20 protein-coding genes are annotated in these 24,576 nt (G+C 48.2%); 10 read left to right on the top strand and 10 right to left on the bottom strand.

What is annotated here, in order from left to right; genetic code table 11:
* The first annotated feature begins 3 nt into the window (after positions 1-3).
* The 3 genes from Q4526_RS00355 to Q4526_RS00345 are packed head-to-tail and all read left to right on the top strand — an operon-like array spanning position 4 to position 2,253.
* Positions 4-1,449 (top strand): TrkH family potassium uptake protein, encoded by a 1,446-nt coding sequence (locus tag Q4526_RS00355; protein WP_215974719.1) that lies wholly within the window; start codon positions 4-6, stop codon positions 1,447-1,449.
* 43 nt (positions 1,450-1,492) lie between these two features.
* Positions 1,493-1,846 carry a VOC family protein gene (locus tag Q4526_RS00350; RefSeq protein ID WP_215974718.1) on the top strand — a complete coding sequence of 118 codons (354 nt, stop codon included), beginning with the start codon at positions 1,493-1,495 and terminating at the stop codon, positions 1,844-1,846.
* Positions 1,831-2,253, top strand: coding sequence for a DUF3465 domain-containing protein (locus Q4526_RS00345; RefSeq protein WP_215974717.1), 423 nt, complete (start codon positions 1,831-1,833; stop codon positions 2,251-2,253). Before Q4526_RS00350 ends, Q4526_RS00345 begins: the two co-directional genes overlap by 16 nt.
* 4 nt (positions 2,254-2,257) lie before the next feature.
* Here the strand turns inward: Q4526_RS00345 and Q4526_RS00340 are convergent, their stop codons facing one another.
* The 4 genes from Q4526_RS00340 to Q4526_RS00325 are packed head-to-tail and all read right to left on the bottom strand — an operon-like array spanning position 2,258 to position 6,317.
* Positions 2,258-3,208: an alpha-L-glutamate ligase-like protein gene (locus tag Q4526_RS00340; RefSeq protein WP_215974716.1), complete on the bottom strand. Its 951-nt coding sequence runs from the start codon at positions 3,206-3,208 to the stop codon at positions 2,258-2,260.
* The gene (locus tag Q4526_RS00335) at positions 3,198-4,721 is read right to left on the bottom strand and encodes an inactive transglutaminase family protein (RefSeq protein ID WP_215974715.1); all 1,524 of its coding nucleotides are present in this window, start codon (positions 4,719-4,721) and stop codon (positions 3,198-3,200) included. Before Q4526_RS00335 ends, Q4526_RS00340 begins: the two co-directional genes overlap by 11 nt.
* Positions 4,718-5,428, bottom strand: a complete 711-nt coding sequence (locus tag Q4526_RS00330) for a RimK/LysX family protein (protein WP_215974714.1) — start codon at positions 5,426-5,428, stop codon at positions 4,718-4,720. Before Q4526_RS00330 ends, Q4526_RS00335 begins: the two co-directional genes overlap by 4 nt.
* Positions 5,429-5,447: 19 nt before the next feature.
* Positions 5,448-6,317: a lysophospholipid acyltransferase family protein gene (locus tag Q4526_RS00325; protein ID WP_215974713.1), complete on the bottom strand. Its 870-nt coding sequence runs from the start codon at positions 6,315-6,317 to the stop codon at positions 5,448-5,450.
* 197 nt (positions 6,318-6,514) lie between these two features.
* Between Q4526_RS00325 and glyQ the strand changes: the two genes are divergently transcribed.
* From glyQ to Q4526_RS00305, 4 genes are read left to right on the top strand one after another with little or no spacing between them, the layout of a single operon-like run.
* The gene (glyQ, locus tag Q4526_RS00320) at positions 6,515-7,462 is read left to right on the top strand and encodes a glycine--tRNA ligase subunit alpha (protein ID WP_215974712.1); all 948 of its coding nucleotides are present in this window, start codon (positions 6,515-6,517) and stop codon (positions 7,460-7,462) included.
* 3 nt (positions 7,463-7,465) lie between these two features.
* The gene (gene glyS / locus Q4526_RS00315; protein WP_215974711.1) at positions 7,466-9,544 is read left to right on the top strand and encodes a glycine--tRNA ligase subunit beta; all 2,079 of its coding nucleotides are present in this window, start codon (positions 7,466-7,468) and stop codon (positions 9,542-9,544) included.
* Positions 9,545-9,550: 6 nt separating this feature from the next.
* Complete coding sequence (gene gmhB, locus Q4526_RS00310; protein ID WP_215974710.1) at positions 9,551-10,111, top strand: D-glycero-beta-D-manno-heptose 1,7-bisphosphate 7-phosphatase; 561 nt, start codon at positions 9,551-9,553, stop codon at positions 10,109-10,111.
* A 20-nt stretch (positions 10,112-10,131) separates the two neighbouring features.
* On the top strand, positions 10,132-10,887 hold the full coding sequence (locus Q4526_RS00305; RefSeq protein ID WP_215974709.1) for a 1-acyl-sn-glycerol-3-phosphate acyltransferase: 756 nt from the start codon (positions 10,132-10,134) through the stop codon (positions 10,885-10,887).
* Positions 10,888-10,890: 3 nt separating this feature from the next.
* Here the strand turns inward: Q4526_RS00305 and Q4526_RS00300 are convergent, their stop codons facing one another.
* The 3 genes from Q4526_RS00300 to leuA all read right to left on the bottom strand — a co-directional run bounded on the left by Q4526_RS00300 (position 10,891) and on the right by leuA (position 15,352).
* The gene (locus Q4526_RS00300) at positions 10,891-12,015 is read right to left on the bottom strand and encodes a pectate lyase (protein ID WP_215974708.1); all 1,125 of its coding nucleotides are present in this window, start codon (positions 12,013-12,015) and stop codon (positions 10,891-10,893) included.
* Between the two features lie 83 nt (positions 12,016-12,098).
* On the bottom strand, positions 12,099-13,406 hold the full coding sequence (locus tag Q4526_RS00295; RefSeq protein ID WP_215974707.1) for a GGDEF domain-containing protein: 1,308 nt from the start codon (positions 13,404-13,406) through the stop codon (positions 12,099-12,101).
* A gap of 245 nt (positions 13,407-13,651) precedes the next feature.
* Entirely contained in the window at positions 13,652-15,352 is a 1,701-nt protein-coding gene (leuA, locus tag Q4526_RS00290) for a 2-isopropylmalate synthase (protein ID WP_215974706.1), read from the bottom strand.
* 266 nt (positions 15,353-15,618) lie between these two features.
* On the opposite strand from leuA, the gene Q4526_RS00285 reads away from it, so the two are divergent.
* The 3 genes from Q4526_RS00285 to Q4526_RS00275 all read left to right on the top strand — a co-directional run bounded on the left by Q4526_RS00285 (position 15,619) and on the right by Q4526_RS00275 (position 18,740).
* Positions 15,619-16,092: an Lrp/AsnC family transcriptional regulator gene (locus Q4526_RS00285; RefSeq protein WP_215974705.1), complete on the top strand. Its 474-nt coding sequence runs from the start codon at positions 15,619-15,621 to the stop codon at positions 16,090-16,092.
* 106 nt (positions 16,093-16,198) lie between these two features.
* Positions 16,199-17,119 (top strand): prolyl oligopeptidase family serine peptidase, encoded by a 921-nt coding sequence (locus tag Q4526_RS00280; RefSeq protein ID WP_215974704.1) that lies wholly within the window; start codon positions 16,199-16,201, stop codon positions 17,117-17,119.
* 493 nt (positions 17,120-17,612) lie between these two features.
* Positions 17,613-18,740: a helix-turn-helix domain-containing protein gene (locus tag Q4526_RS00275; RefSeq protein ID WP_215974703.1), complete on the top strand. Its 1,128-nt coding sequence runs from the start codon at positions 17,613-17,615 to the stop codon at positions 18,738-18,740.
* Positions 18,741-18,743: 3 nt separating this feature from the next.
* On the opposite strand, the gene Q4526_RS00270 is transcribed toward Q4526_RS00275, so the two are convergent.
* The 3 genes from Q4526_RS00270 to Q4526_RS00260 form a co-directional block, all read right to left on the bottom strand.
* A complete protein-coding gene (locus Q4526_RS00270) occupies positions 18,744-20,435 on the bottom strand; it encodes a tetratricopeptide repeat-containing sulfotransferase family protein (protein ID WP_303609482.1) in 1,692 nt (563 codons plus the stop codon).
* Entirely contained in the window at positions 20,338-22,881 is a 2,544-nt protein-coding gene (locus Q4526_RS00265) for a family 20 glycosylhydrolase (RefSeq protein WP_215974701.1), read from the bottom strand. The genes Q4526_RS00270 and Q4526_RS00265 overlap by 98 nt, the downstream gene beginning before the upstream one ends.
* A 73-nt stretch (positions 22,882-22,954) precedes the next feature.
* On the bottom strand, positions 22,955-24,556 hold the full coding sequence (locus tag Q4526_RS00260) for a discoidin domain-containing protein (RefSeq protein ID WP_215974700.1): 1,602 nt from the start codon (positions 24,554-24,556) through the stop codon (positions 22,955-22,957).
* Positions 24,557-24,576 lie beyond the last annotated feature (20 nt).

Here is a 24,576-nt window from a genome sequence, read left to right as displayed (position 1 = left end):
GCTATGCATTTTGCGGTAATCGCCCGCGTACTCGGCGTGCTCTTAATGATGTTTAGTCTGATACTGCTCACGCCAGTCAGCGTCAGTCTGTGGTTTAACGACCACAACTATATGACGTTTTTAGTCGCGTTTGCGGTCACCTTCAGCTGCGGTCTTGCCATCTGGGCACCGGTTTACAAAAGCCGAGCTGACTTGCGCACTCGCGATGGCTTTTTGATTACCGCCCTGTTCTGGTTTGTACTGGGCGCCTTCGGTGCAGTGCCACTGTTTTTTTCCAACGGGCTCGACTTATCGGTTACCGATGCTATTTTTGAATCCATATCTGGATTAACCACCACCGGGGCTACCGTTATCACGGGACTGGATACGCTGCCGCCCTCTATACTGTTTTACCGTCAGCAACTTCAGTGGTTCGGCGGCATCGGTATTATTGTTATTGCCGTTGCCATTTTGCCCATGCTGGGTATTGGCGGTATGCAGTTATACCGTGCCGAAGCCCCGGGACCGGTTAAAGACAACAAACTTACCCCGCGCATTACCGAAACCGCCAAAGCGCTATTCACTATGTACCTGGTGTTTACGCTCGCCTGTGCTATTTCCTATCGCTTAGCGGGTATGAATTGGTTTGAAGCAATCTGTCACGCATTCTCGACCATTGCCAACGGTGGCTTCTCCACCCACGACGCCAGTATTTTGCACTATCAATCGCCAGCAATCATGATGGTCTGCACCGTGTTTATGCTGATTGCCGGTATTAATTTTGCTCTGCACTTTTTTGTTTGGCGTGAGAAATCTTTGCGTCATTATTTTGCCGATGCCGAACTAAAATTTTTCCTCTATTGGATAGTTGTCGGTTGTGTCGTGACCGTCGCCTATTTGGCAGGATCGAAGTCATATACATTTAACGAGAGCTTTTTTCTGGGGATCTTTAATTTCGTCTCCACCATGACAACCGCAGGGTTCGCCAGTAACTATTCCAGCTTTCCCAGCTTTTTGCCGTATATGCTATTTATTTTCGCGTTTGTCGGCGGCTGCGCCAGCTCAACCGGTGGTGGCATGAAGGCCATTCGAGTTTTACTGCTGTATAAACAGGGGGTGCGTGAAATTCATCGGCTGATTCATCCCAATGCGGTTATTGCCGTAAAAGTGGGTAATATCACCGTACCCGACCGGGTGATTGAAGCCGTATGGGGTTTCTTTGCTATGTATGTGGTGGCTTTTGCCGCGATGTTTCTATTGCTGATCGCTACCGGGCTTGACTTACAAACGGCTTTTTCTGCTGTCGGCGCCTGTATTACTAACCTCGGCCCCGGCATGGGTCAGGTAGCATCACACTATAGTGACATCAACAGCCCCGCTAAATGGGTGTTGTGTTTTGCCATGCTTCTGGGCCGGCTAGAAGTGTTTACCTTATTGGTTTTGTTTAGCCCTGTATTTTGGCGCCGTTAAGCAATAGGATTTTTTAAGGGCGCTTCAATGCGCCGAGGTGTATATGGACTATCATCAAAACATTCAATACTTAGAAATACCTTCGCGCAACTTATCCGCCAGCAAAGCGTTTTTTCAATCCGTTTTCAATTTTCGTTTTACCGACTACGGCCCAGATTACACCGCGTTTGTCAGTGACACCATAGAAGGTGGGTTTTTCACCAGCGATACGGTATCCCTTACTGAGAACGGGGCAGCTCTTATTGTTTTTTTCAGTCGCGACCTCAGCACTACAGAAGCGGCCGTATTAAATGCTGGCGGCACCATTATCCAGCCGACCTTTGATTTTCCCGGTGGCCGCCGCTTTCAATTTACCGAGCCCGGCGGCAGTGAGTTTGCGGTATGGTCCGACCAATAGTCGGTGCGCTCGGTTTGTTTCGTTTCTCTCTCGTCGTCTGGCTTTGCCTTGCATTAAGTGCCTGTGCTGACACCACCGATACAGACCTTGCATCTCTTTGGAAAAATCAGCGCAGCGATGTTCAGGTATTAGGCAAGGGCCAGGTTAGTCGCATTCTCAGTGATGATACCAAAGGCTCTCAGCACCAACGTTTTATCCTAACTCTACCCTCGTCACAGACGTTGCTGATTGCGCACAATATCGATTTAGCACCGAGAATTAACACTCTCAAACGGGGGGATAGCGTCACCTTTTACGGTGAGTATGAGTGGAACGCTAAAGGCGGAGTGGTGCACTGGACTCACCGAGACCCTAAGGGGAGGCACCCACACGGTTATCTAGTGCATAAAGATAAAAAGTACTGGTAGGGTGTTAATCGAGCCGCGAAAAATGTTGCATCACATACTCGACCCGCTCGTCAGCTTGTGTGTAGTGTTTGCGATTAAGCTTTTCAATTTGACGTAAACGAGGCAGTAAACCAAACCCATTGGCCACTTGAATCGCCAAACCGGGGCGGGCGTTAAGCTCTAATAACTCAGGCCCCCGGTTAGCGTCCAGAACCAAATCGACACCAATATAACCCAGCTCGGTCATATCGTAGCAGCGTGAGGCGAGCGTCAACATACCATGCCAGTCTGGCACCTTTATATCTTTGAGTGGCCGTTTAGTGTCGGGGTGTTCTTCGATTGGCATGCCGTGTTGCACCGCATTAAGGCATCGGCCAGTGGCCAAATCTAAGCCCACCCCCACAGCGCCCTGATGTAGGTTAGCCTTACCATCCGAGGCATGAGTTGCCAAGCGCAACATGGCCATCACGGGAAAGCCATGAAAAACGACAATGCGAATATCTGGCACCCCTTCGAATGAGTAGCCTTCAAAGCAGTCGTCAATCTCAATTAAATCTTCAACAATAACTTCATCGTTAACACCACCGAGCGAATAGAGCCCCGCTAGGGTATTACTCATATGGCGGCGAATGTCATCTAGCGTAATTTCGGCGCCGGAGGATTTGATAAAATGATCACCCTCGCGGTGAGTAATCACCCAAATACCCTTACCCCCAGAGCCTTTAGCCGGTTTTATCGCAAACCCGTTCATATTGGCTAACTGTTGCTCAATTTTTACGATTTCATGCTGTTCACGCACCACAAATTGCAGCTGGGGTGTGGCGACATTGTGCTCTTGCGCCAAGAACTTAGTGAGTAATTTATTATCCACCAGCGGGTACAGGTCACGCCGATTGTAGCGGCCAATAAAGTCCCGGTTGCGGCAATTCATACCCAACATACCGAGTTTACTTAATCGTAACGGGCTAATCAGCATCGGTGACATGACTCATGGAACGAAAGCGATGTAACTCGGATAATTTATAACCTGTGTACTGCCCCATCATTAATATCAACGCCAGTATGACTAAATTAAGTTCGGGAAAATTAAAACTTAAATGGCTAATCAATTGCACGTTCATTAATAAATAGGCAATCACGGCGACCAGTAAGCTGCCCCCGCCTTGAATCAATACTTCGTGTGGCCCTTCTTCTTCCCACAGAATGCTCATGCGTTCAATGGTCCAGGCGATAATAATCATGGGGAAGAAGGTTATGGTGATGCCGGCATTGAAACCCAGTTGATACCCCACCAAACTTAAAATAGAGATCAAAAAGATAACCAACACAATTAACGTGGCGATCCGAGCTACCAATAATAAATTAAGGTATGACAAATAACTGCGCAGCAATAAGCCCAAGCCGACAATTAAAATAAAACTAACCAAGCCCGGAATCAGCGAGGTCTGTAAAAATGCCAAGGATATTAAAATCGGCATAAATGTGCCGGCGGTTTTTAAACCAATCATCACCCGCATAAACACCACCACCATGGCACCCAGTGGCAATAGGAAGAGCATTTTAAACATGCTCTGCTCTTCAATCGGCAGACTGTAAACACCTAGCATGCTAAATAAATTATCGGTAAATTGAACTTGCGACAGCGCTAATGCAGGAACGGTCTGACGTATCATGGAGAAGGTTAGGCGCGAATTTTGACCACCTAATACATCAAGCTGCGCGGCTTCACCACGCGACCAAAGTAGTAAATTTTGCGGCAATCCCTGCTCACCGGTCATTGAGTCGATTAAAAGCCAGTGACCATCATCAAACAACTCTACCATGGGTTGTAATACCTGCCGGCGCCGCGCATCTTCAAGTTTTAACGCCATTACTTTGCGCGCGGGAACATCGGCTTGGTTAAGTAGCTTCACCAATAACTCGGCCCGACTAAACTCTTTAGTCAGTAGTAATTCGGCATTTTGATCGGCAGTGCTGGGGTTAAGCAGTTTAATTAACTCACGCGCGGTGCTGGCAGGATTGCTCGAGCGCGCTTTAGCGCCGCGCAATAGTTCTCGCGCTGCGGTCGACTGGGGCTCACTCCAAAAAACGGTTTGCAGCTCGGGCTCAATGTCCACCTCAATAGGCCTGCTATCCACGGGGATATATTGAGCGTTGTAGTAAAGCGTTTGTAAGCCGACGGCCTCGCGCTTGGTCCACTCAGCGCGGCGATTGTTTTGGTCCTCGAGTACGGCAAAACCATAGCCTGGGCTTGCCGCCTGCTCTCTAATTAAACGAAAGCCGGGTGCCTGGTCGGGTAAATCAAGATTGACAGTTACCGCTCCGCCGTCGGCATAAAAATCCACTCGCCCTTCAATTAACCAAACGGGTTTTTGCTCACCGGGTATTAAAGGAACTTCCGTGGTGGTGTGTCTTAACCAAGCGGTGGTTAAACCGGTACCAATCAGTACAGTAATCAACAAATAAAAGGGTATTTTTCCCCGGTTCATGGTGTGTTATCCGTGGTTGAAGCAATATGATCGCGACTGACATCCACTACCATCACATCGCGCAGAGCCATGCGCCCCACCCTAACCGGGTTGCCCGGGAACGCTGTGTCGGCCAGAGCAAACTCCGCCAATTGGGTGACGCGCCCCAAGGAAAAACGCAATTGGATAACAGGGCGCTTGTTTTCTCGCTGGCCTTGTATCTGGGAATAGCGCAGCATTTTCTTTTCAAAGGCGGGAGCCTCATTGATGCTAAAGCGCACCCAGCTTTCTCCATTGCGCTCAAAGGTTTGTATGTCGCGTACTTGAATGGTAGATATCATGGCTCCAGTGTCTATTCGAGCCGCTAGTGCTATGTTTAACTCTTCGAAGTGAACCGTCTCATTGGCGCCGACTAGTTGTTTCGCCACATCGTCGACCGTTACCGATTCGACGACGGTTGATTGTGTCTGGGCGCTATAATTAAGGCACTCTTGTGGGTTGGGGTTGAGTGCGGTTACTTCGGCACGCGAACGCTCAATCTCACTAATTAGCTCATTCACTCCTTGCTTTAATTCCAACTGCTGCTCAAGCAACAAATGGTGGTGATTATCGGCTGTTACCGCACAGGATTGTAGCTCGGCGAGGTCGTCCACCCCCACCAGCTTATACTGCGACTGGCTGCAACCTGACAAAATCAATAGGACTGCAACCCATAAATAGCGAGTCATTGCCATCTTATCCTTACCTCTAATAGGGTGCGCCTTCGCTACGCCGTTTGAATCGTTTATATTCCCATTGGTACTGGGCCGGAGCTCGCTGGACACAGTTTTCAACCGATTTGTTCAAAGCGGTAACCCCAATGAGCACATCCGAGTGGCGGATATCGGGCTCACAGGGAGCCATCACCACCTTAAAGCCTCCCGCCACACGCAAGGCGTAACACATTAACACTTCACACTCGGTGCGTTGCAGAAGGTTGTGAACCAGGGTCATGGACAGTGCCGACTCACCAAAAAAGGGGGCTTCGACCCCGCCATAGCCTTTATCTGGCACCTGATCGGGCAATATCCCGATCATCTCGCCGGCTTTCAGTGCTTTTATCAGCATACTAACGCCACGCCGGTTAGTGGGTGCCAGCTCAACCTGGCTGCGCTTGCGAGCGGCCACTACATACTTTTCTAGCTCTGAGTTCTTAGGCGGCTGATAAAGAAATGTAATTTTACCGTGTAATGTCAGCGTGGCGGCCAACAACTCCCAATTTCCTAGGTGGGGCGTCAAAATAATGATGCCCTTACCCGCCTCACGAGCGCGACGAATGAGCTCAACGCCTTCGTACTCCAGCGCATGCTGGCGCAACCAGGACTCTTTGCGCCGCCACAACACAGGAATTTCAACCCCTGTGCGCCCGGTTTCGATCAGGCTTTGGCGCGCAAGTTGGTCGCGCTCCGCCTGTGGCAACCCGGTGTAACACAGTGCGATATTGGTTTTAGTGATCCGCGCAGCACGCGCATTGGTTTTGTACAGCATCCAACCGATAAACGCACCCAAGCAGCGGGCGGCCCCCAGTGGCAACCGGCCCACCCCTTTCAGCACTAAGAGTATCAAACGCTGCTTCAAGATATACCCTCAATCTTGCAAAAGACGTGAAGCTTACCGGAATTTATCCGCCAGCGGAAAGGTGTCGGCCACACTTTGTCCATTGATTCGCCTCTCGCCATACCAATAGACACTCTCTGACGCTATAATTCGCCCCTTTGATACCCCGAGAGTCGCGAAATGACGCGGCCTGCAACCGCAAAATCCGGAGAAACCTTGTGTCCGAAAGATCCCAAGCCGATGTAAGTACATTTCAAGGGCTGATTCTCGCCCTACAGGAATACTGGGCTCGCCAGGGCTGTGTCGTTTTACAGCCACTCGATATGGAGGTGGGTGCCGGTACCTTCCACCCCGCCACCTTCCTGCGCGCCATCGGGCCCGAGACCTGGAACAGCGCCTATGTGCAACCCTGCCGCCGTCCGACCGACGGCCGCTACGGGGAAAATCCCAACCGCTTGCAACACTACTATCAGTTTCAGGTAGTGTTGAAACCTTCCCCCGACAATATTCAGGAGCTCTATTTAGAGTCACTGCGTGAACTGGGCATTGATACTCTGGTACACGACGTCCGTTTTGTTGAAGACAACTGGGAATCGCCAACGTTAGGGGCATGGGGCCTAGGCTGGGAAGTATGGCTCAACGGTATGGAAGTCACCCAATTTACTTACTTCCAGCAAGTCGGTGGCATTGAGTGCTATCCGGTGACCGGTGAAATCACCTACGGGCTTGAGCGTATTGCTATGTACCTGCAAGGCGTCGACTCTATTTACGATCTGGTCTGGACCATCAGCCCAACTGGGGACAAAGTGACTTACGGCGATGTTTTCCATCAAAACGAAGTCGAGATGTCCACTTACAACTTTGAACAAGCCGATGTGGAGTTTTTATTTCACACCTTCGATGTCTGCGAACGCGAAAGCCAGCGCTTAGTCGAGGCCGGCCTCCCCCTTCCCGCGTATGAGATGGTGATGAAAGCCTCTCACGCGTTTAACCTGCTCGATGCCCGTCATGCAATTTCAGTGACCGAGCGTCAACGCTTTATCTTACGCGTGCGCACTCTGGCCCGAGCGGTCGCTCAAGCCTATTATGAGGCACGCAAACAACTAGGCTTCCCGCTGGCGAAGGAATCATTACGCCAGGAAGTGCTCGCCGCGGAGGAGAAATAAGCCATGTCTGCCGATTTTTTGTTTGAACTGGGCACCGAAGAACTGCCCCCCGTTGCACTTAAGTCTCTGCTCAAGGCGCTCGCCGCTGGAGCCCAAGAGGGCTTACAGAAGGCGGGCTTAGAATACACCGATATAGAAAGCTACGCCGCACCACGCCGCTTAGCCATCATTATTAAAGGTTTAGCCCCTACCACTCCAGTCAAAGAAGTCACCGTTTGGGGCCCACCAGCTAAAATCGCTTTTGACGCTGACGGTAACCCCACCAAAGCCGCCGAGGCCTTTGCTGGCAAAAATGGTTTGAGTGTCGGTGACTTAAGCACTGAAAATGACGGTAAAGCCGACAAGCTAGTGGCCCGCCAACAGGCCGGTGGCGAACAGGCAACCGCACTGTTGGCCGACATATTTAACGACGCCTTAGCCAAATTACCCATCCCCAAACGTATGCGCTGGGGTGCCAGTCGCACTGAATTTGTCCGGCCTGTACACTGGCTAGTGATGGTGTACGGCAATGACGTTGTGGATGCCACTATTCTCGGCTTAACCGCTGGGCGCGAATCACGCGGACACCGCTTTCACCACAACCAACCGATTAGCTTTAACAGTGCCAGCGATTATGTAGAAACGCTGCGCAGCGCTTATGTATTGGTCGATATGGCTGAGCGACGCTCGCTGATTATTGAGCAGGTCAACCACCAGGCCAGTCAAATTGGCGGCACCGCTGTCATTGAAGAAGGCCTGTTGGATGAAGTGACCGCTCTGGTGGAATGGCCTGTGGCCCTAACGGGTAAGTTTGAAGAGCGCTTTTTACAAGTGCCCGCCGAGGCCTTGATTTCCTCTATGGCCGAGCACCAAAAATATTTCCATGTGGTCGACGCCGACGGCGAACTCAAGCCCAACTTTATTACCTTGGCCAATATCGAATCGAAAGATCCCGCACAAGTGATCGACGGTAACGAGCGCGTTATTCGCCCTCGCCTTTCCGATGCCGCATTCTTTTTCGAAACCGATAAGAAAACACCTTTAGCGACTCAGCGCGAGCGTTTAAAAACGATTGTTTTTCAAGCCAAGCTCGGCAGCATTTACGAGAAAACCGAACGCATTGCCAGCCTCGCGGCGGCGATTGCTCAGGATGTTGGCGCCGACGCCACCAAAGCGACCCGCGCCGGAGAGCTTAGCAAGGCGGATCTGGTGACCGAAATGGTGCTGGAGTTCGACAAAATGCAGGGCATTGCCGGTTATTACTACGCGCTAAATGACGGCGAAGACCCAGAAGTTGCCCAGGCCTTAACCGAACAGTATTTACCTAAATACGCCGGCGACAAGCTGCCAGAAACCACCACGGGTACGCTGATCGCACTGGCCGACCGGCTCGATACCATCGTCGGCATTTTTGGCATTGGTCAAAAACCCACCGGCTCCAAAGATCCATTCGGTTTGCGCCGCGCCAGCCTCGGCGCTTTGCGCCTGATGGTAGAACAGGGTATCAACCTCGATCTTAAGACCTTATTGCAAACCGCCGTCGCCGGCCACGGTAGTAATATCGCGAAGCCCGATGAAACCGTCGCCGAATCGCTAGCTTATATGCTCGAGCGTTTTCGCGCCTGGTACGAAGAAGACGCCATTGCCACTGAGATTTATCTCGCCGTAGCGGCCAAAGGCATTAGTCATCCACTGGATATTAACGCGCGCGTTTTAGCGGTGGATGCATTTGCCCGTATGAGTGAGGCCGAAGCACTGGCTGCCGCCAATAAACGGGTATCGAATATTCTAAGCAAGCTAGATGGCGAACCCAGCGGTTCGGTTAACAACGACTTACTGCATGAAAACGCTGAAAAAGTATTGGCCGAAGCGGTAGCCAGCAAGGCAAATTCAGTAGCGCCTTTGTATCAAGAACGTCGCTATGCCGACGCCTTGGCCGAACTGGCCAGTTTGCGCGAGCCGGTGGATAACTTTTTCGACCAAGTTATGGTGATGGCAGAAGACGAGGCCCTGAAAAACAATCGCCTGGCACTGCTCAATCAGTTGCGCGGCCTATTTTTGCAAGTGGCTGATATCTCTCTGCTTGCGCCGACTAAAGGATAGTCACCCATGAAGCTGGCGATACTCGACCGGGATGGTGTTATCAACCATACCCGCGACAACCATGTTCGCTCGGCGAATGATTGGCAGCCGATTGACGGCAGTATTGAGGCCATCGCCCGGCTCGGTAATGCCGGTTACACCGTAGTGGTGGCAACCAATCAACCGGGCTTAGCTCGCGGCTCATTTGATTTAGATGACCTTGAAGCCATGCACGCCAAACTGACCGAACTGGTCGAAGACGCTGGCGGTCAACTGGCGGCCATTTTTTATTGCCCGCACGGCCCGGATGATCAATGTAAATGTCGCAAACCCATGCCAGGGCTAATCGATGCTATCGAAGCTGAGTTTAATGTCAGTGCACAAGATGCCATCTTAGTCGGCGACAGTTTGCGCGACTTACAAGCCGGGCAAACTAAAGGCTGTCGATTGTGTTTGGTCTTAACAGGCAATGGCGAACAAACGTTAACCGAACTTTCCGGCGAAGCGGAAGGTGCTCGTCGACTTAACGACAGCCCGGTCGATGTTTTTGCTGACCTCAAGGCCGTTGTCGATTCGCTTCTGGCTTAATCGCTACAAGGAACCCCCTGTTGCTCTATTTACGAACTTTGCTTTTCAATACCGGCTACTACCTTACCGGCATTATCGCCGGTACTTTGAGTGTCTTAATCTGGCCCCTACTGCCCTATCAACGGCGCTGGCGGGTAATTACCCTGTGGAACTGTTTTGTCATGTTCTGGCTGCAGTTGACCTGTCGCATTCGTGTTCGCGTGATTGACCAGCGCACAAGTGATGAACACCCAGTGGTCGTTATGGCTAAACACCAAAGCACCTGGGAAACGCTTTTTTTACAACACTATATGGCCCCTATCAGTACCATATTAAAAAAAGAATTAATGCGTATTCCGTTTTTTGGTTGGGGGCTAGCGGCCTTAAAGCCGATCGCCATCGACCGCTCTAACCGTATTCAGGCACTACGAGACGTTAAAACAAAGGGCATAGAGCGGCTAGAGGAAGGCATTAGTGTTTTGATCTTTCCCGAGGGAACACGCATGCCTTTGGGCGAGGTCGGAACTTACTATCGCAGCGGTGCCGATATAGCCTGTGCCGCTCAAGTATCAATTGTTCCAGTTGCCCACAATGGAGCTGAGTGTTGGCCACATAAACACTTCCTTAAATACCCCGGCACTATCACGGTGGTGATCGGCGAGGCACTTTCAACGGAAAATGCTGACCGAAAAGTTCTAACTGAACAAGTAAAACAGTGGACCGAAAGCACTATTGCCAGTCTGCCTCTGGCGCGTAAGGACGGCATTTATAGCCCCACCCAACCCCGTAAAGACTGACTTTTAGGGCTTGGCTGAGCTGACTGGGGAGCTGTGGGTCACACGTTGGCGCCAGCGCTCGGCCCGCTCTTTCAGCAGGTCGTATGGCCAATCTCCGGTCGCCGATGACGGATCAAACCATCGAGTATTAGCGCTGCCCTCAGCGCCATCCATCAGCGGCGCTGAAGTGTCGATGTCGTAATACTTTGCCCATACTCCACGCTCAGGCGACCGCTCTACACTGTTTTGCCCAACGCTCTGTGGCGCTGGTTGACGCGCTAGCCAGCGTTGAAGACTGTGCGCCTCTAGCCACCCCAAAGCTCCTTGTACCGAGCGCACTACCTCACCTGGCGGACGCTGCACGGCCATTAGATAATCGACAATGCGCACACTGAGCGGTACGTTTAACGCGAGAGGCACGGCATTGTCGCCGGCAATAGGTCGTGAATTGTTTACCGAATAGTGTGACGCCCAAAGGGTTAAGCGACTGTCGTAGGCCTGTTGCAAGCGCAGCAATAGTTCATCGCCTTTTCGCACCGCATCAGCCGCCTGTTTACGCATCCCGAAATGGATATATCCATAAGGTATTTCACCGGCGGCTATTTTGCGCAAAAACTGTAACGCACCCAAAGTGACCGCAAGATCAACTGCGGTCAAATCATCGGTTTGTGTCTGTCGGATGGCCTGAGCGGTCCAACCGCCATTATAGATCTGTGAAGCCAACACCAACTTCAGTGCCTTGCGGGCCGCGTTGCGATAGCGCACATCGCCGGTTTGCAAATATACATTGGACAGATAAAAAATTTGGGGAAAGATATTGTGGTGACGAAAGCTGGCATCTTTGGCGTTCTGATCTTTCAGGTACTGCAGACGCTCGGCATCACTGATGGGGCGAAACGGGTGTTGTCCGCTGGGCCAGCCGCCGTTGTTTCGCTGCATCAACAGGAGGTTGTCTGCAACGGCCAAGATATTGTCGGCGGCGTAACGCTTTTTAGGCGCGTTGGGCGATTGTGCGCGTGTTTGCCACAACGCGAGGTTCTGCTCGAAGCCAGCGGTCGATACGGGTCGATAGACCGGCTCATGGCTGGTGCACCCAACCAGCAGCAGGGTCAATAAGCCAAATTTACCGGGGAGGTGAAGTTTTATCATGCAAGCAGATTTCGGCCAAAGAGCGCTATTGTAAACGAAGCGGGTGCGCAGCGCTAAGCGCCAAACAGCGCAGCGAATGTTATCTATAGCTCATCTTCGGTCACGGCGCAGTTTCTGCCCATTGCTTTGGCTTGGTATAAACAGGCGTCTGCACGGTTAAAGGCGTCATCGAAGCTGTCCTGATCACGCATTTTGGAAATCCCCACACTGACACTAATCGGCATTGGCTTCTCGGCAAAGAAATCCGTGGCATAGATACGTAGCCGTATTTTTTCGGCAATGATTTGTGCTTGTGCAATGTCCGTATAAGGGGCAATAAGCAGGTATTCCTCTCCGCCCCAGCGCGCAAGTAAATCACCGGAGCGTGTGTTGTTTTGCAAAATATCGGAAATCGCACAAATAATTCGATCGCCCTCGGCGTGCCCGCGCCGATCATTGATACGCTTAAAATGATCGATATCAATCAAAATAAAAGATACGGGCCCTATATCGGAGATGGCCATTTGGTTAAAGGTGGATTGCAAACCTAAGCGATTGGCCAGCCCCGACAGCGGGTCTTGTTCCGACAGCGCTTTAAAATTTGCCGCCTCAGAGCGCAACTCACGCTGGCGCTGCGCCATCTTCTTAATACGACCAACGCCGCCTCGTGCCTGCTGACGCCAATAAATTGCGCTGTAAAGTAAATACACCACCAAAGCACAGAGCCAGATCACCAAGATTGCTAAATACCAGGTTTCGGCTTGTACTATTTCGCCCGTTAGGGTGAATTGATTGAGGGTAACTCTGTGCTCGCTCATATCCAGATTGTCGCGAACATCTACCCCAAACGTAATGACATTACCAAAATCCGGTCTGGTGTGTTGACGCGATACATCGCGATCCACCAACCACCACTCGGACACGCTGAACTCGCTCATATTGATGGCGATGGACTGCTGAAGGTCACTTACTCGCAAAGGTAGGGAGATATGCTGCGTCGAGCTAAAGTCTCCAACTGTCGAATAATCGGGGTTAAAATTGCGCAAGATCAACGATATACGCGGCTGAGTGCTGTCTACATCGACATCGAGCAATATGGAGTCGTACTGACTAAAGTCGATACCATCGGTTATATTGCCTTCACGCGGGGTGAGCTCAATACTCATACCGCAGTATGATGAGGGTAGATTTGGATTTTCTCTCTTACAGCGAAAGCTAAAGGCGTCGCGCTCGACCCACTCGGCCTTCGAGCCACCGCCATGGGTTTGGTCGTAATATAGGTAGACAACTTGATCGCTGGTCAGCAAATTCAGCTGGCGCTCTGGCAAATAGCTGCGCAGCAATATAGCGGCGAGCGTCAGGATCAAGGCACCTAACAGTAGCCACTGTTGTCGATTGAAGTGAACGATCAATCCAGCTGTCCCCACGCGCAAGAATTTAAGAAAAAAGCAAAAAACGCTGTATGTTCTGCGCCATGTCGTAAAACGCTCGGCCTCAGTCGCCCTATTGCTGGGTGTCTGTGCAAGCTCAATACCAGCAGCAAGAACGCTGGCGCAAAAGCTTACCGCACCTTTTCCTTTATTCTAGCAGGCTGAGCCCTGCAGTGACCGAACATTCGAAAATTTGTGCGGCGCGGTGAGCAACCGCGCCTTCACCATCAACTCTGGGTTGCGGTTATAGATTGTTCCTGCTCAGTCGGCACCGCCCGGCTTACTCCGTTCAGCAATGCGCGAACGGCAGCGGCAACAATGTTTTGATCCTGCCCGACGCCGAAGATTGCGGGACTATCTGCCACTTTCAGCTCGACATAGCAGACTGCTTCGCCGCCAGCCCCGCCGCCCTGTACCGCATGCTCATGGTAGTCCACTACCTGTATCGGCACCGCTAGGCGCTCACTGACAGCCGCTACGGCTGCCGCAACCGGGCCGCTGCCCTGGCCCCGTAAACGCTCCACGTGTCCTTTGATCGCAACATCAAGCGCCAAGGAGACACAGGCATCCGTACTGTGTTGCTCTAAGTTTTGGTAGCGTAAATCTTGCTCTACCGGCAAGTATTCTGCCTCAAATAAGGCAAAGATATCCGCCGCGCTCGCCTCTTTACCGGTTTTATCGGTATATGCTTGCACGATTCGGCTAAACTCTATTTGTAAGCGTCGCGGTATATCTAACCCATACTCTTGTTGTAACAAAAAGCTAATACCACCTTTACCCGATTGGCTATTGACCCGTACCACCGACTCATAATCCCGGCCGAGGTCTTTGGGGTCTATAGGTAAATAAGGGACACACCAACGTTCATCCTCTTGCTCTGCTCGCGCTGCAAACCCTTTTTTGATCGCGTCTTGGTGTGAACCGGAAAAAGCGGTAAACACCAATTCTCCCGCATACGGATGGCGCGGATGCACGGGAATTTTATTGCACCGCTCAACCATTTGCCGCACCTGATCAATGTGACTGAAGTCCAGCCCTGGACTAACACCTTGAGTGTAGAGATTTAATGCCAAAGTGACTAAATCCACATTGCCGGTTCGCTCTCCGTTGCCAAATAAACAACCCTCCACCCGATCGGCACCCGCCATCACAGCGAGCTCGGCGGCAGCCACGGCGGTTCCCCGATCGTTGTGTGGGTGAACACTGATAATAATACCGTCGCGACGCTCAATATGCCGATGCATCCACTCAATTTGATCGGCGTATATATTGGGTGTCGCCATCTCCACTGTCGCAGGCAAATTAACGATCATCTTATGCTCAGGGGTCGGCTGCCAAATCGCCGAGACCGCATCGACCACTTCCTTGGCAAAAGCCAGTTCTGTTCCCGAGAACACTTCCGGTGAATACTGATAAACCCACTGGGTTTGCGGATACTGGGCAACGGCTTCTTTTACCCAGCGAGTCCCCTGTTCGGCGATTGCTTTTACGCCAGCTTGATCGGTACGATAAACGATCTCGCGAAAATCCGGAGCCGTCGGATTGTACATATGGACGATAGCCCGCCGGGCACCTTTAAGCGATTCTACCGTGCGATCAATTAACTCTTTGCGCGCTTGGGTAAGTACTTCAATGGTCACATCGCAAGGGATATGCCCTTCGTCGATCAAACGTCGAACAAATTCATAATCCGTCGCGGATGCAGATGGGAAACCAACCTCTATTTCCTTAAACCCAATAGCCACCAGTGACTTAAAAAACTCAAGCTTCGTCTCTACCGACATAGGATCAATCAAAGCCTGATTGCCATCGCGCAGATCTGTACTCATCCAGATAGGGGCACATTCAATACTACGGTTTGGCCATTGGCGATCGGTTAAGCTAACCGGTTGGTAAGCTCGATACTTAGTACTTGGTTGGTCTAACATGGTGGCATCCTCAGTAAAGCCGTTTATTGGCGGGTTAACGTGACTGCGCTGCTCTGGGGATCACTCAGATCAATCCATCACTATGAGCTTTTGGCTCTGTAGACACCGTCGATAGATAATCGAACTTGCCTCTCAACCCGTTGTAAACAGTATAAGGAGGTTGTTGCCGCAGATGATTGCTAAACTAGCTTTATATTTACATTAATTAGCATATTATTGCGCTATGATTGCCGAACACGGTACATCTATAAGGAGTTTTCCTCGCTATGCAGCTCGACCGATATGACGGAATGATTTTACAGCGCCTTCAAAGCGAAGGGCGTATTTCCAACCAAGAGCTAGCCGATGCGATCAGTCTCTCGCCGTCACCATGCCTACGACGGGTTAGGCAGCTGGAAGAGGATGGTCTAATCGATGGTTATGTGGCCTTGCTTAACGCGCGTAAATTGGGCCTAAACCTAATGGCGTTTATTCATATCAGTATGGATCGTCACACCCCCGAGCGATTTGAACACTTTGAGCAAACTATCAGTCAATACCCTGAGGTTCTGGAGTGCCATTTGATTACCGGGCAGAGTGCAGACTATCTGTTAAAAGTTATCGTGGAAGATATGGATGCCTTTCAGCAATTTTTACTCAATAAACTAACCCGGGTTGAAGGTGTCAACGGCGTTCAGTCATCCTTTGTGCTCAAATCCCCCATTCGCTCCACAGCTTTACCGATACAACATAAAGCTTGATGAGCCGATCCATCAGCACTTGCAAATACACATATTGAGCGATTTCCCCCATTTTATTAATAGCTAACCTGCTCAATAGCTTTTCGCGGAACCCTAGAGGTCTTTTATGAGGACTTTATTACTATTGCTACTGAGTTTTACTTTATCAGCCAACACAATGGGGGCCAACGACACCCCAGTGACTGATCCGCAACTAAAACGAGTCAGCTATACCAGTTCAATTGGTAAAGAAAAAAGAGATTTTTTTCTCTATCTTCCCGCGGGCTACAACCCGGATGAAGCCAAACAATGGCCCGTTATTTTATTCCTACACGGTAATGGCGAACGGGGTAATGGCCGAAATGAGCTGGACTATGTATTACAGCATGGTCCTATCTATGAAGCTTGGATTCAAAAAAAAGACCTGCCCTTTATTATTATTTCACCTCAGTTGCCTATGTTTGATATGGATAAGCGTGGCATCAGTTACATCGACAATCGGTCTCCCACTCAAATTCCACAGCGCTTAACCGAGGGCACTCCCCCTAGAGAACCTTACTTTACGACCCCTCAACCAATGTCGGGGATGCCACAAGTGTCCGATATATCAAAAATTCCACCCAATCTCCCTGCCGGCTGGGATCAAGTAGAAACCGACCTGTTACATATCATCGAACAAGTACACAACAACTATAAAACCGAGAGAGATCAGCTCTATCTAACAGGCTTAAGCTACGGTGGCTTTGGTTCTTGGTGGCTTGCCGGTAAACACCCAGAACTATTTGCCGCCGTTGTCCCAGTTGTTGGTTGGGGCCACCCATCACTCGTCGAACCCATTGCCAAACACCAGATACCTATCTGGCAATTTGCCGGGGGACGTGATCAGACCATTCCAATTCAATACTTCTACCCAGCGCTCAATAAACTGGAGCAACTTGGCCACCCCTGTGTTCACTTCACAACACACGAAGACATGGGTCATGATGCTTGGCGTAGAGTGTATCGCAGTGAAGATCTATACTCTTGGCTGTTGCAACAAAGCCGCTAACGATGGCTATTCACGGCCCTGACGAAGGTAGTGGAATAAAAAACTCAGCACCCCGCATTGACTCTGTCTGATAATATAGAGGGGTGTTAATTTTTACCTGGACGCTTTGACAACAGGCCAATCCAATCCAGCCCTGATTTTCTCTAGGCCATCCAGCAAGTGAAAACTGACTTTTTCTGCTTGACGACACTCGCCATGAATAGTCTTTCTATACACCCAGCCACAGAAACGAGAAGAGCTAGCTAATACAAAATAAGTTTGTATCTTCGATATGCTTTTTTCTAGCGATATCACTTTAAACGAGGCTCTGCCTGAGTCTCTGGTATATCTAAAACCGCTACCACATCAAATTCTAAGTTTCTATTCTATGAAACCTGAATTTTTTTACTTTAACGAATTGGCTATAGTCACAAGCAACTGCTTTTGATCTAATAGCAGTATCCAGTCTATCTAGCGAGAATTGTCGTTAGTAATATTATGTGAAGCCTTTTTTATGACCACGCTGTACTTTAACCTTAACGATGTCATTCTTATATTATCTATTGGTCTAAGCATTGTACTGGCCCTGTCGCAGACTTTATTTTCCAGCAAGCTGCCTATCTCCAAATATCTTTTATCGGGTTTTTTTGTATCCATTGCTTTGGCCGATATCGGCATATTGCTTATCTGGAATGAGTATTTGCCCACTTCTGATACACTGGAAACTCTTACGCCCTATTTTTATGCACCGGCCATGCTACTTAAGGGTCCTCTCTTAATGCTGTATGTTGCCAGCATTACCCACGACGACTTTAGTCTTACTGGAACCGATTGGCTGCACTTTATACCGACTATAATCGTCATCAGTGTGATTGCTTTTTTTGGTATAGGCAGCAGCTTTCTTCGCCTCGATACTTTTGGTATCGATAGCGCTGTATATCGAGCCGTCGATTTTATTTGGTGGTTCGTTAAACTTACCCCTTTCGCCTATTTTGTTTACTCGTTGTATATTGTCAGGAAATATCACAAGACTGTGTTCAGTCACAACTCCTCGGTCAACGAAGAAGCGATTGTTTGGCTTTACCTGATAACTGTGGCTTATATTTGCTCCGCAGTATGGTCGTTAATGCTCAGTTTTCTAGCCGTCGCCTATCGATTGCCGCTGGGCATTACTGACAATTACATAAACTTTATCCTATTAATTGCGCTCTTTTTCTACAGTGTTTCACATGCTCAACGGTTGACTACCACTAAAGGATTAAAAAATCCGGGCAATAAATCCAACGATAATATTGATGATTTAATCAACAAGGTTATGAGTGGGATACAAGACCAGAAACTCTACTTAAAAGCAAATATCAACGTAGAGCAATTCTCTGATATGCTCGATCTACCATACCGGGATGTTTCCTTTGCGATCAATCGTGCCTTCGATAAAAACTTTTTTGAATTTATTAATTTTTACCGAGTAGAAGAAGCAAAGCGCTACCTAGGCGATAAGGAATGTTTAAATATGTCGATTATGGAGGTTTTACTGGAGTCTGGCTTTAACAGCAAATCCTCATTTCAGCGATTTTTCAAACGATTAACCGGTGAGTCACCAACTGAATATCGCAATAAAGCTATTAACCAAACGGATTAATCGTTAATACGCGATATCATGGGCGTCGAGAATAGCTTTAACCCCTAGTAGCTGGTCATCGTAGTGACGCCATTGCTCTATAGATCGGGTATAAATTTTCTGCCGAACCTGTAAGGCACTGGCAGTCGCCACGGGCGCTGTATTATTTTCGATATTTAAATATTCACGACTCCAGGGCAATTGACAGAATTCGAACAGCTGTTTAGCTTCTTCTTGTTGATTTTGTACGAGATTTTCATAGTTTAAAAGAAAAAAACGTTCTGGATAATCCCGCTTCAACCGCCGTGTTAATTGGTAAAACGACACATAGAATAAGGCTGTATCCTCTAAGCTTAAAGAATAGCTATAGCAACCATCAGCAAAACTAAACAACTGCCGATAATTACTCACAATGGTATCCAGTGGGTTTCGATCTAAGCACACTACGACACTATTTTTCAAACAGTGAATAAGTTGATCTGCCAACAAGATATTAACCGGCAGCTTGTCTAGTAGAATTTTTTTTGAACCCTGTAAGTAGCGAGTGTTATGCTGGTATAACCGACCCACTTCTATACACTTATCGTCGCCTAAGGCGGCTAAACAGCTTGGTGTGATAAAGTTCGAAGAAGTGTCCGCCAGTACCTTTTTGATACTGGTACGAAAGCACTGTAATTCGCCGGCAGAGATAACCTCGTCCGAACCACACAATATACGATCAACTAAAGTGGTACCACTTCTCGGCATTCCGGTTACAAAAATATTCTCAACACCATCGGCGGGCTTACAGGGATAAGGTGCCTTAGCGATTAACTTGTCTAAGATCGGTTTATCCCGATCAAAGCTATAACCTATTGCCGCCTTTTGTTTGGCTTTGTACTTTTGCAGCACAGAAAAAGACTGTGAATAATGACCACCAGCCTCCAGCTCTTTGGACAAAGCATGCGCTATATGCAGCTGAGCTTCCGGGTTGTGACTGGCCTCTAACATTCGGGTCAGGTACTTTACTCGTTTATCCTCAGAATTTTTTGCACGGCAGTCCATACTACTGAGTAAAGTCAATGCCGCCTGGGCTTTCTCATAGTTAGGCTTAAGCTCAACGGCTTTTTCTAACGCCTTTTTGGCTTGAGAAAAGTCACCAAGGTACTTATAGCAAGTTGAAAGGTTGAACCACACCAACGCGCTACTCACATCAATCTCTACTAAACGCTGATAGCATTTGCTTGCCTGTGTATAGAGATTCAACCGATTGTAAGTGGTTGCGACAACATCGATCAACTCAGGATTATTTGTTGCCACCGTGTCAATTGTTTGTAATAACTGATAAGCGGAATTCATTTCACCACAAAGCACCAACGCTCGAGCCAAGTAACCCTTATAAAGCAGATTTTCCGAGTTAATGATCGATGCTTTTTGGAGAAGCTCTACCTCTTTCTGGTAATTACCGTATTTATGCGCAATATAACTCAGTAAGTAGTGAGCTTCTGCATGATCCGGCTGCTGTTGAAGAATTTCACCTAACAGCTGGTACGCCTGCTGATCACGCCCTTCCCCAAGCGCTTTACGTGCTAAAGTTTCCAAGCTTTTTGGGGGGGGCGAGTGAGTCAAAACAAATCTCCTAAATTTCCGCGTTAGCCATCGATATTGAACGGCTATACTGATTACCAAAACGAGATCGATATAGGGCAGCTGGTGTATAAGCTGCGGTGTTGCCATCAATGGCCACCCAAGTTTCCCCTCCGTCGAGACTCGCTTCAAAAGTCACCTTAGGTAGTGCACTATTAAACATCAGTTTTTTTCCGTTCATCCGAATGCCGGGCGGAGGGATATAAAAATTCACCCCATGTTGATCCAGCTTTGGCAGTTCATGGGTAACCAGCGCAGATAAAAATACTTGCCAGTCTTGACGATACTCTTTGTCTTTACCATTGCCATCTTCCCAGCCAGCTTTGTGCCAAGCGCGCTCAGCGAGGGAGATAATTCTGGGGAAGATCATACTTTCTACCGCCTCTGTGGTACGCAGAGTTTCACTCCAAAGCTGCCCTTGCATACCGAGAACATTTTCCGGTTTTTCGAGAGCTACATGTACCTTGTTAGTCAGCGCCTCTAGATTAGTTATCTCCTCACCTCTAAAGGTTTTATCCGCGTTGGCATATAGGTCGTCTGGTCGAAAAGCGAACACTTGCTCTAAATCAGTGTATCGCGTTGCCCAGTTATAACCTCGTTCATCTGGGTTACTTTCGTACGGATGATCAAAATACAAGTGAGTGGCAGAAGACAAAACCACTTTGTAGCCGGCATTCGCTAGCATATAGGTTCGATCGGAAACACCTAACTCCCAAATATTATCCCAAGTGTGGGCAATAACATCCAAATTTGGCAGACTTTCGCGTAAAAAGGGCGTGTTCTTATCGTACATCAAACCATCTTCCCAGCCGGCAATTGCCAACCCGCGATCACTGGCGAGCTGCGCGACCCGTTTAACAAAGTACGGTTTTAAATCATCTACACCCACGACTCCAGAGTCTGCATCTTTGAACAACGCTTGGCAGCGCGGTGAGCCCACCCACGAGCCTCGCCCTACTTCATCACCGCCCATGTGGAAAGTCTGCAAAGGAGCACCAACATCGCGATGCATACGCTGCAGTTCATACATGATCTTATTGATAAAGTGGTACGTCGACTCCATACACACATTGATAGAATTATCGTTGTAACTCTGAACCGTTAAATATTCAGACGTATCATGGGGGTCGGATAACAAAAACTGCTCGGCTTGTGCTGTTTGGTCTACGTCTAACTTATTGTGGTACCTTGCCTGCATAGCAACAATTGCCGCCCGCGCATGACCCGGCATATCAATCTCAGGCACTATTTCAATATTTCTGTTATTGGCAAAGCGCACAATATCCATATAGTCCTGACGGGTTAAATACTGCTTGTCTTGCTCCGAGGTAGGTCCGCTACCTAACTGAGTCATTAAACACGTTTGTTCCAGTGGATCAAAACACCGGTTTGCTCCTATATCGGTTAATTCGGGCAAGCCTGGGATCGCCAACCGCCAGCCCTCATCATCGGTCAAATGCAGGTGGAGTTTATTAAGTTTATAGCGGCCCATTTGCTCAATTAAAGTCAGTATGGCCTGCTTGCCATGGAAGTTTCGCGCGATGTCGTAGTGCATTCCCCGCCATGTATAACGTGGCTCATCAAATACTCTAACCGCGGGTAACTTAACCTCTTGTTGACTTTCTGAAAGCGGTAAAAGCTTAGTTAAACTCTGTACGGCATAGAATATTCCAGCCTTATCACCCGCCTTAATAACCACTCTATTACTCTTTATATTGAGCTCATATTTCTCAGCTTGAGTGATTGAATCGTCAATAAGTAAACTGATGCCATTGTCGGCGCCGACATTTTCAATGTCGTTTAACGTAATCCCTAACGCTTCAAACTCACGCTTTAAATAGTCAGCAGAGAAGCGCAAGCCCCCACTTTGATACAGTGACCATTCGCTATTAATTTTGGCATAGCCCTTACTTCGATGAACTTCTTTCGGGGTAGGAATAATGCCCCAAGGCTGTTCGATGACATCAACGTTTTTATTGTCGCTGTAGCGGCTGGCAGGTGTGGCTACCGGATAAAGATCGGCGTCGGGATTATTAAACCGGAGATACTGCTCTGGTTTTGCTAACTCATCTGTAAACGTTTTAGGGTCTTCATAAGCTGTACTGGCGAAAACATAGCTATTGCCCTTCGGATCAACCAGAAAAGCGTTTGGCATCATATAGCTATAACTTGAAATATAGCCTAATGCTGTAAATGAAATGCGTTTTCTTTCACCACGTTTTATGCCTTTAAAGGCGGCTGTCGGTGTTAAACGATGCAGATCACCTTTGATTCGAGTCAGGGTAAACTCATCCGTATTTATTTTAGTAATGCGCCTAACGAAATGCATATAAAAACTCCAACCCGACTCCCCCGCGGGGATTGTTTGGCTCGAGCTATTATTAATCTTTAAGTATGCACTAAATTTTCCGTCCGGTAGAAAATTACTTTCAACTCCGTATTTTACATCCGCCTCGTCGGCAAACGCTTGATAATCAAACGCGTGCGTGCCTTGAACCAATAATAGTCCAAGCACAATTGTCAGTATTTGTCTCATAAAAGCCTGCTATTTAATTTCTAATGTCACTTTTTTAAGTTTGGCTCTACCTTATTTATACGCTATCGGTCTATCAGCACTCTTTAATAACCGGTGTTCCGTACACTTCTAACTCATACAACGAGAAACCTCGCGACGGAATTGCTTTTTTCGTAGCTTTAATACGGACAAATCTAGCTTTCTTTTTTATATTATCGTGTGTGTTAATCATTTGATTGTTATCTGAAATATCGATAGATGATCTCCATTCACTGCCATCGGTAGACAGGCTCACCTGGTAATCGATTGCATAAGCCGGATCCCAAGTTAGGGTGATATTTTTGATATAAAATTCACTCCCCAAATCGACCTGTATCCATTGATCTCCGGTGTATTCACTGGCCCAGCGACTATTGGTGATGTCGCCGTCTGTAATACGCCAGGGCTCATACCCTGACGCTACGAACGACGACGCATCGACGGTTTTATTTAACGCTATATTTTGATTTGGTGAACATTTATTTTTTTGTTTTATTTTAGCGGTTTTAGTCACATGGCTAGACGGATTGGTAGCGTCATAACTAACCACACGCGCTTGATACCTACCTATGTCATCGACCTTTAGGCTATTAATTTGCAGTGTCTGTGAATCAGCACCTTGAATGCTCTGAGTATTCGTTAAACATTGCCCATCTTTAAACCATGTAATATCTTTTTCACTGGCACTGCTATTAAGCTGAAGTGTTACCTCTTCACTTACACAGGCCTTATTTGACACAGGCTGTAAATTAATATGATTTTCGTTATTTACAGATATATCAGCGAAATGGTTATATAAGAACCAGGTACTACCGACCACCTCGAGTTTTTGTTTCCATACGTCATCTAGTTGCTGATACTCTGTCATCCATGTTTTAAAGGGCTGATCAATAGAGTGTGTTTCCAGCCATGGGCCCATAAAGTAAGAGGTTGGATCACCTGTATTGGTAGGACCTTCGTTAGAAAATATAGGAGCAATCTCTACAGTTCGACTACCCGACGCCAAAAACTCTAGGCGGTCTAATCCATATTGAATAATATTAATATCGTCTTGTCGATAATAGTGTACAAGTACTCTATCTACCGCATCGGCTAAAGCTGCACCTTCTTCTGCGTTTATCCAGCCAATATAAATTTCTGTTTTTAACTCATTCCCACGAGCAACGCTGTCAAAATGAGATAAAATATTCATAGTTTCCGTAAATGCTTGCTCTCTGTCTTCACGATTCCAAAATTCGTACTCAAGATTTAAAACATCCAGTTTTTCAATGTTCGTCCGGGTATTGTTATAGGCGAGCATTTCATCGGCTGATGATGCCGAGCCCAGTGCAGCCGCTATTTCCTGAATACCGTAGTATGTTTTCGCTCTAGAGATAAAATTTGCCAGTTTATTTTGTCGAGAAACATCCGGCCCCATACCTTCTAGACCGTAGAGAATTAAATAATTGATGCCATTGCTCTGGCTAAATTCCAATAATTCTGTTTCTCGATTAAAATTTCCTAAAAGATCAGTATTTCCTCTGTTCAGAGAAACATACATGCCGTTAATTTCTACGCAATGTCCGCCAATTGAAGCCGAGTTTTCAGCTACAGTAATCTGGCTGATTAGCATAATGACTACTACTTTAGCCATAATATAAATATTTGAAATTTTCATTTTTCCTAACCCTATCGATA

It is taken from the genome of Gilvimarinus sp. 2_MG-2023 (assembly GCF_030547685.1).
GTDB lineage: Bacteria > Pseudomonadota > Gammaproteobacteria > Pseudomonadales > Cellvibrionaceae > Gilvimarinus.
This window is presented reverse-complemented; position numbering and strand designations above follow the sequence as displayed.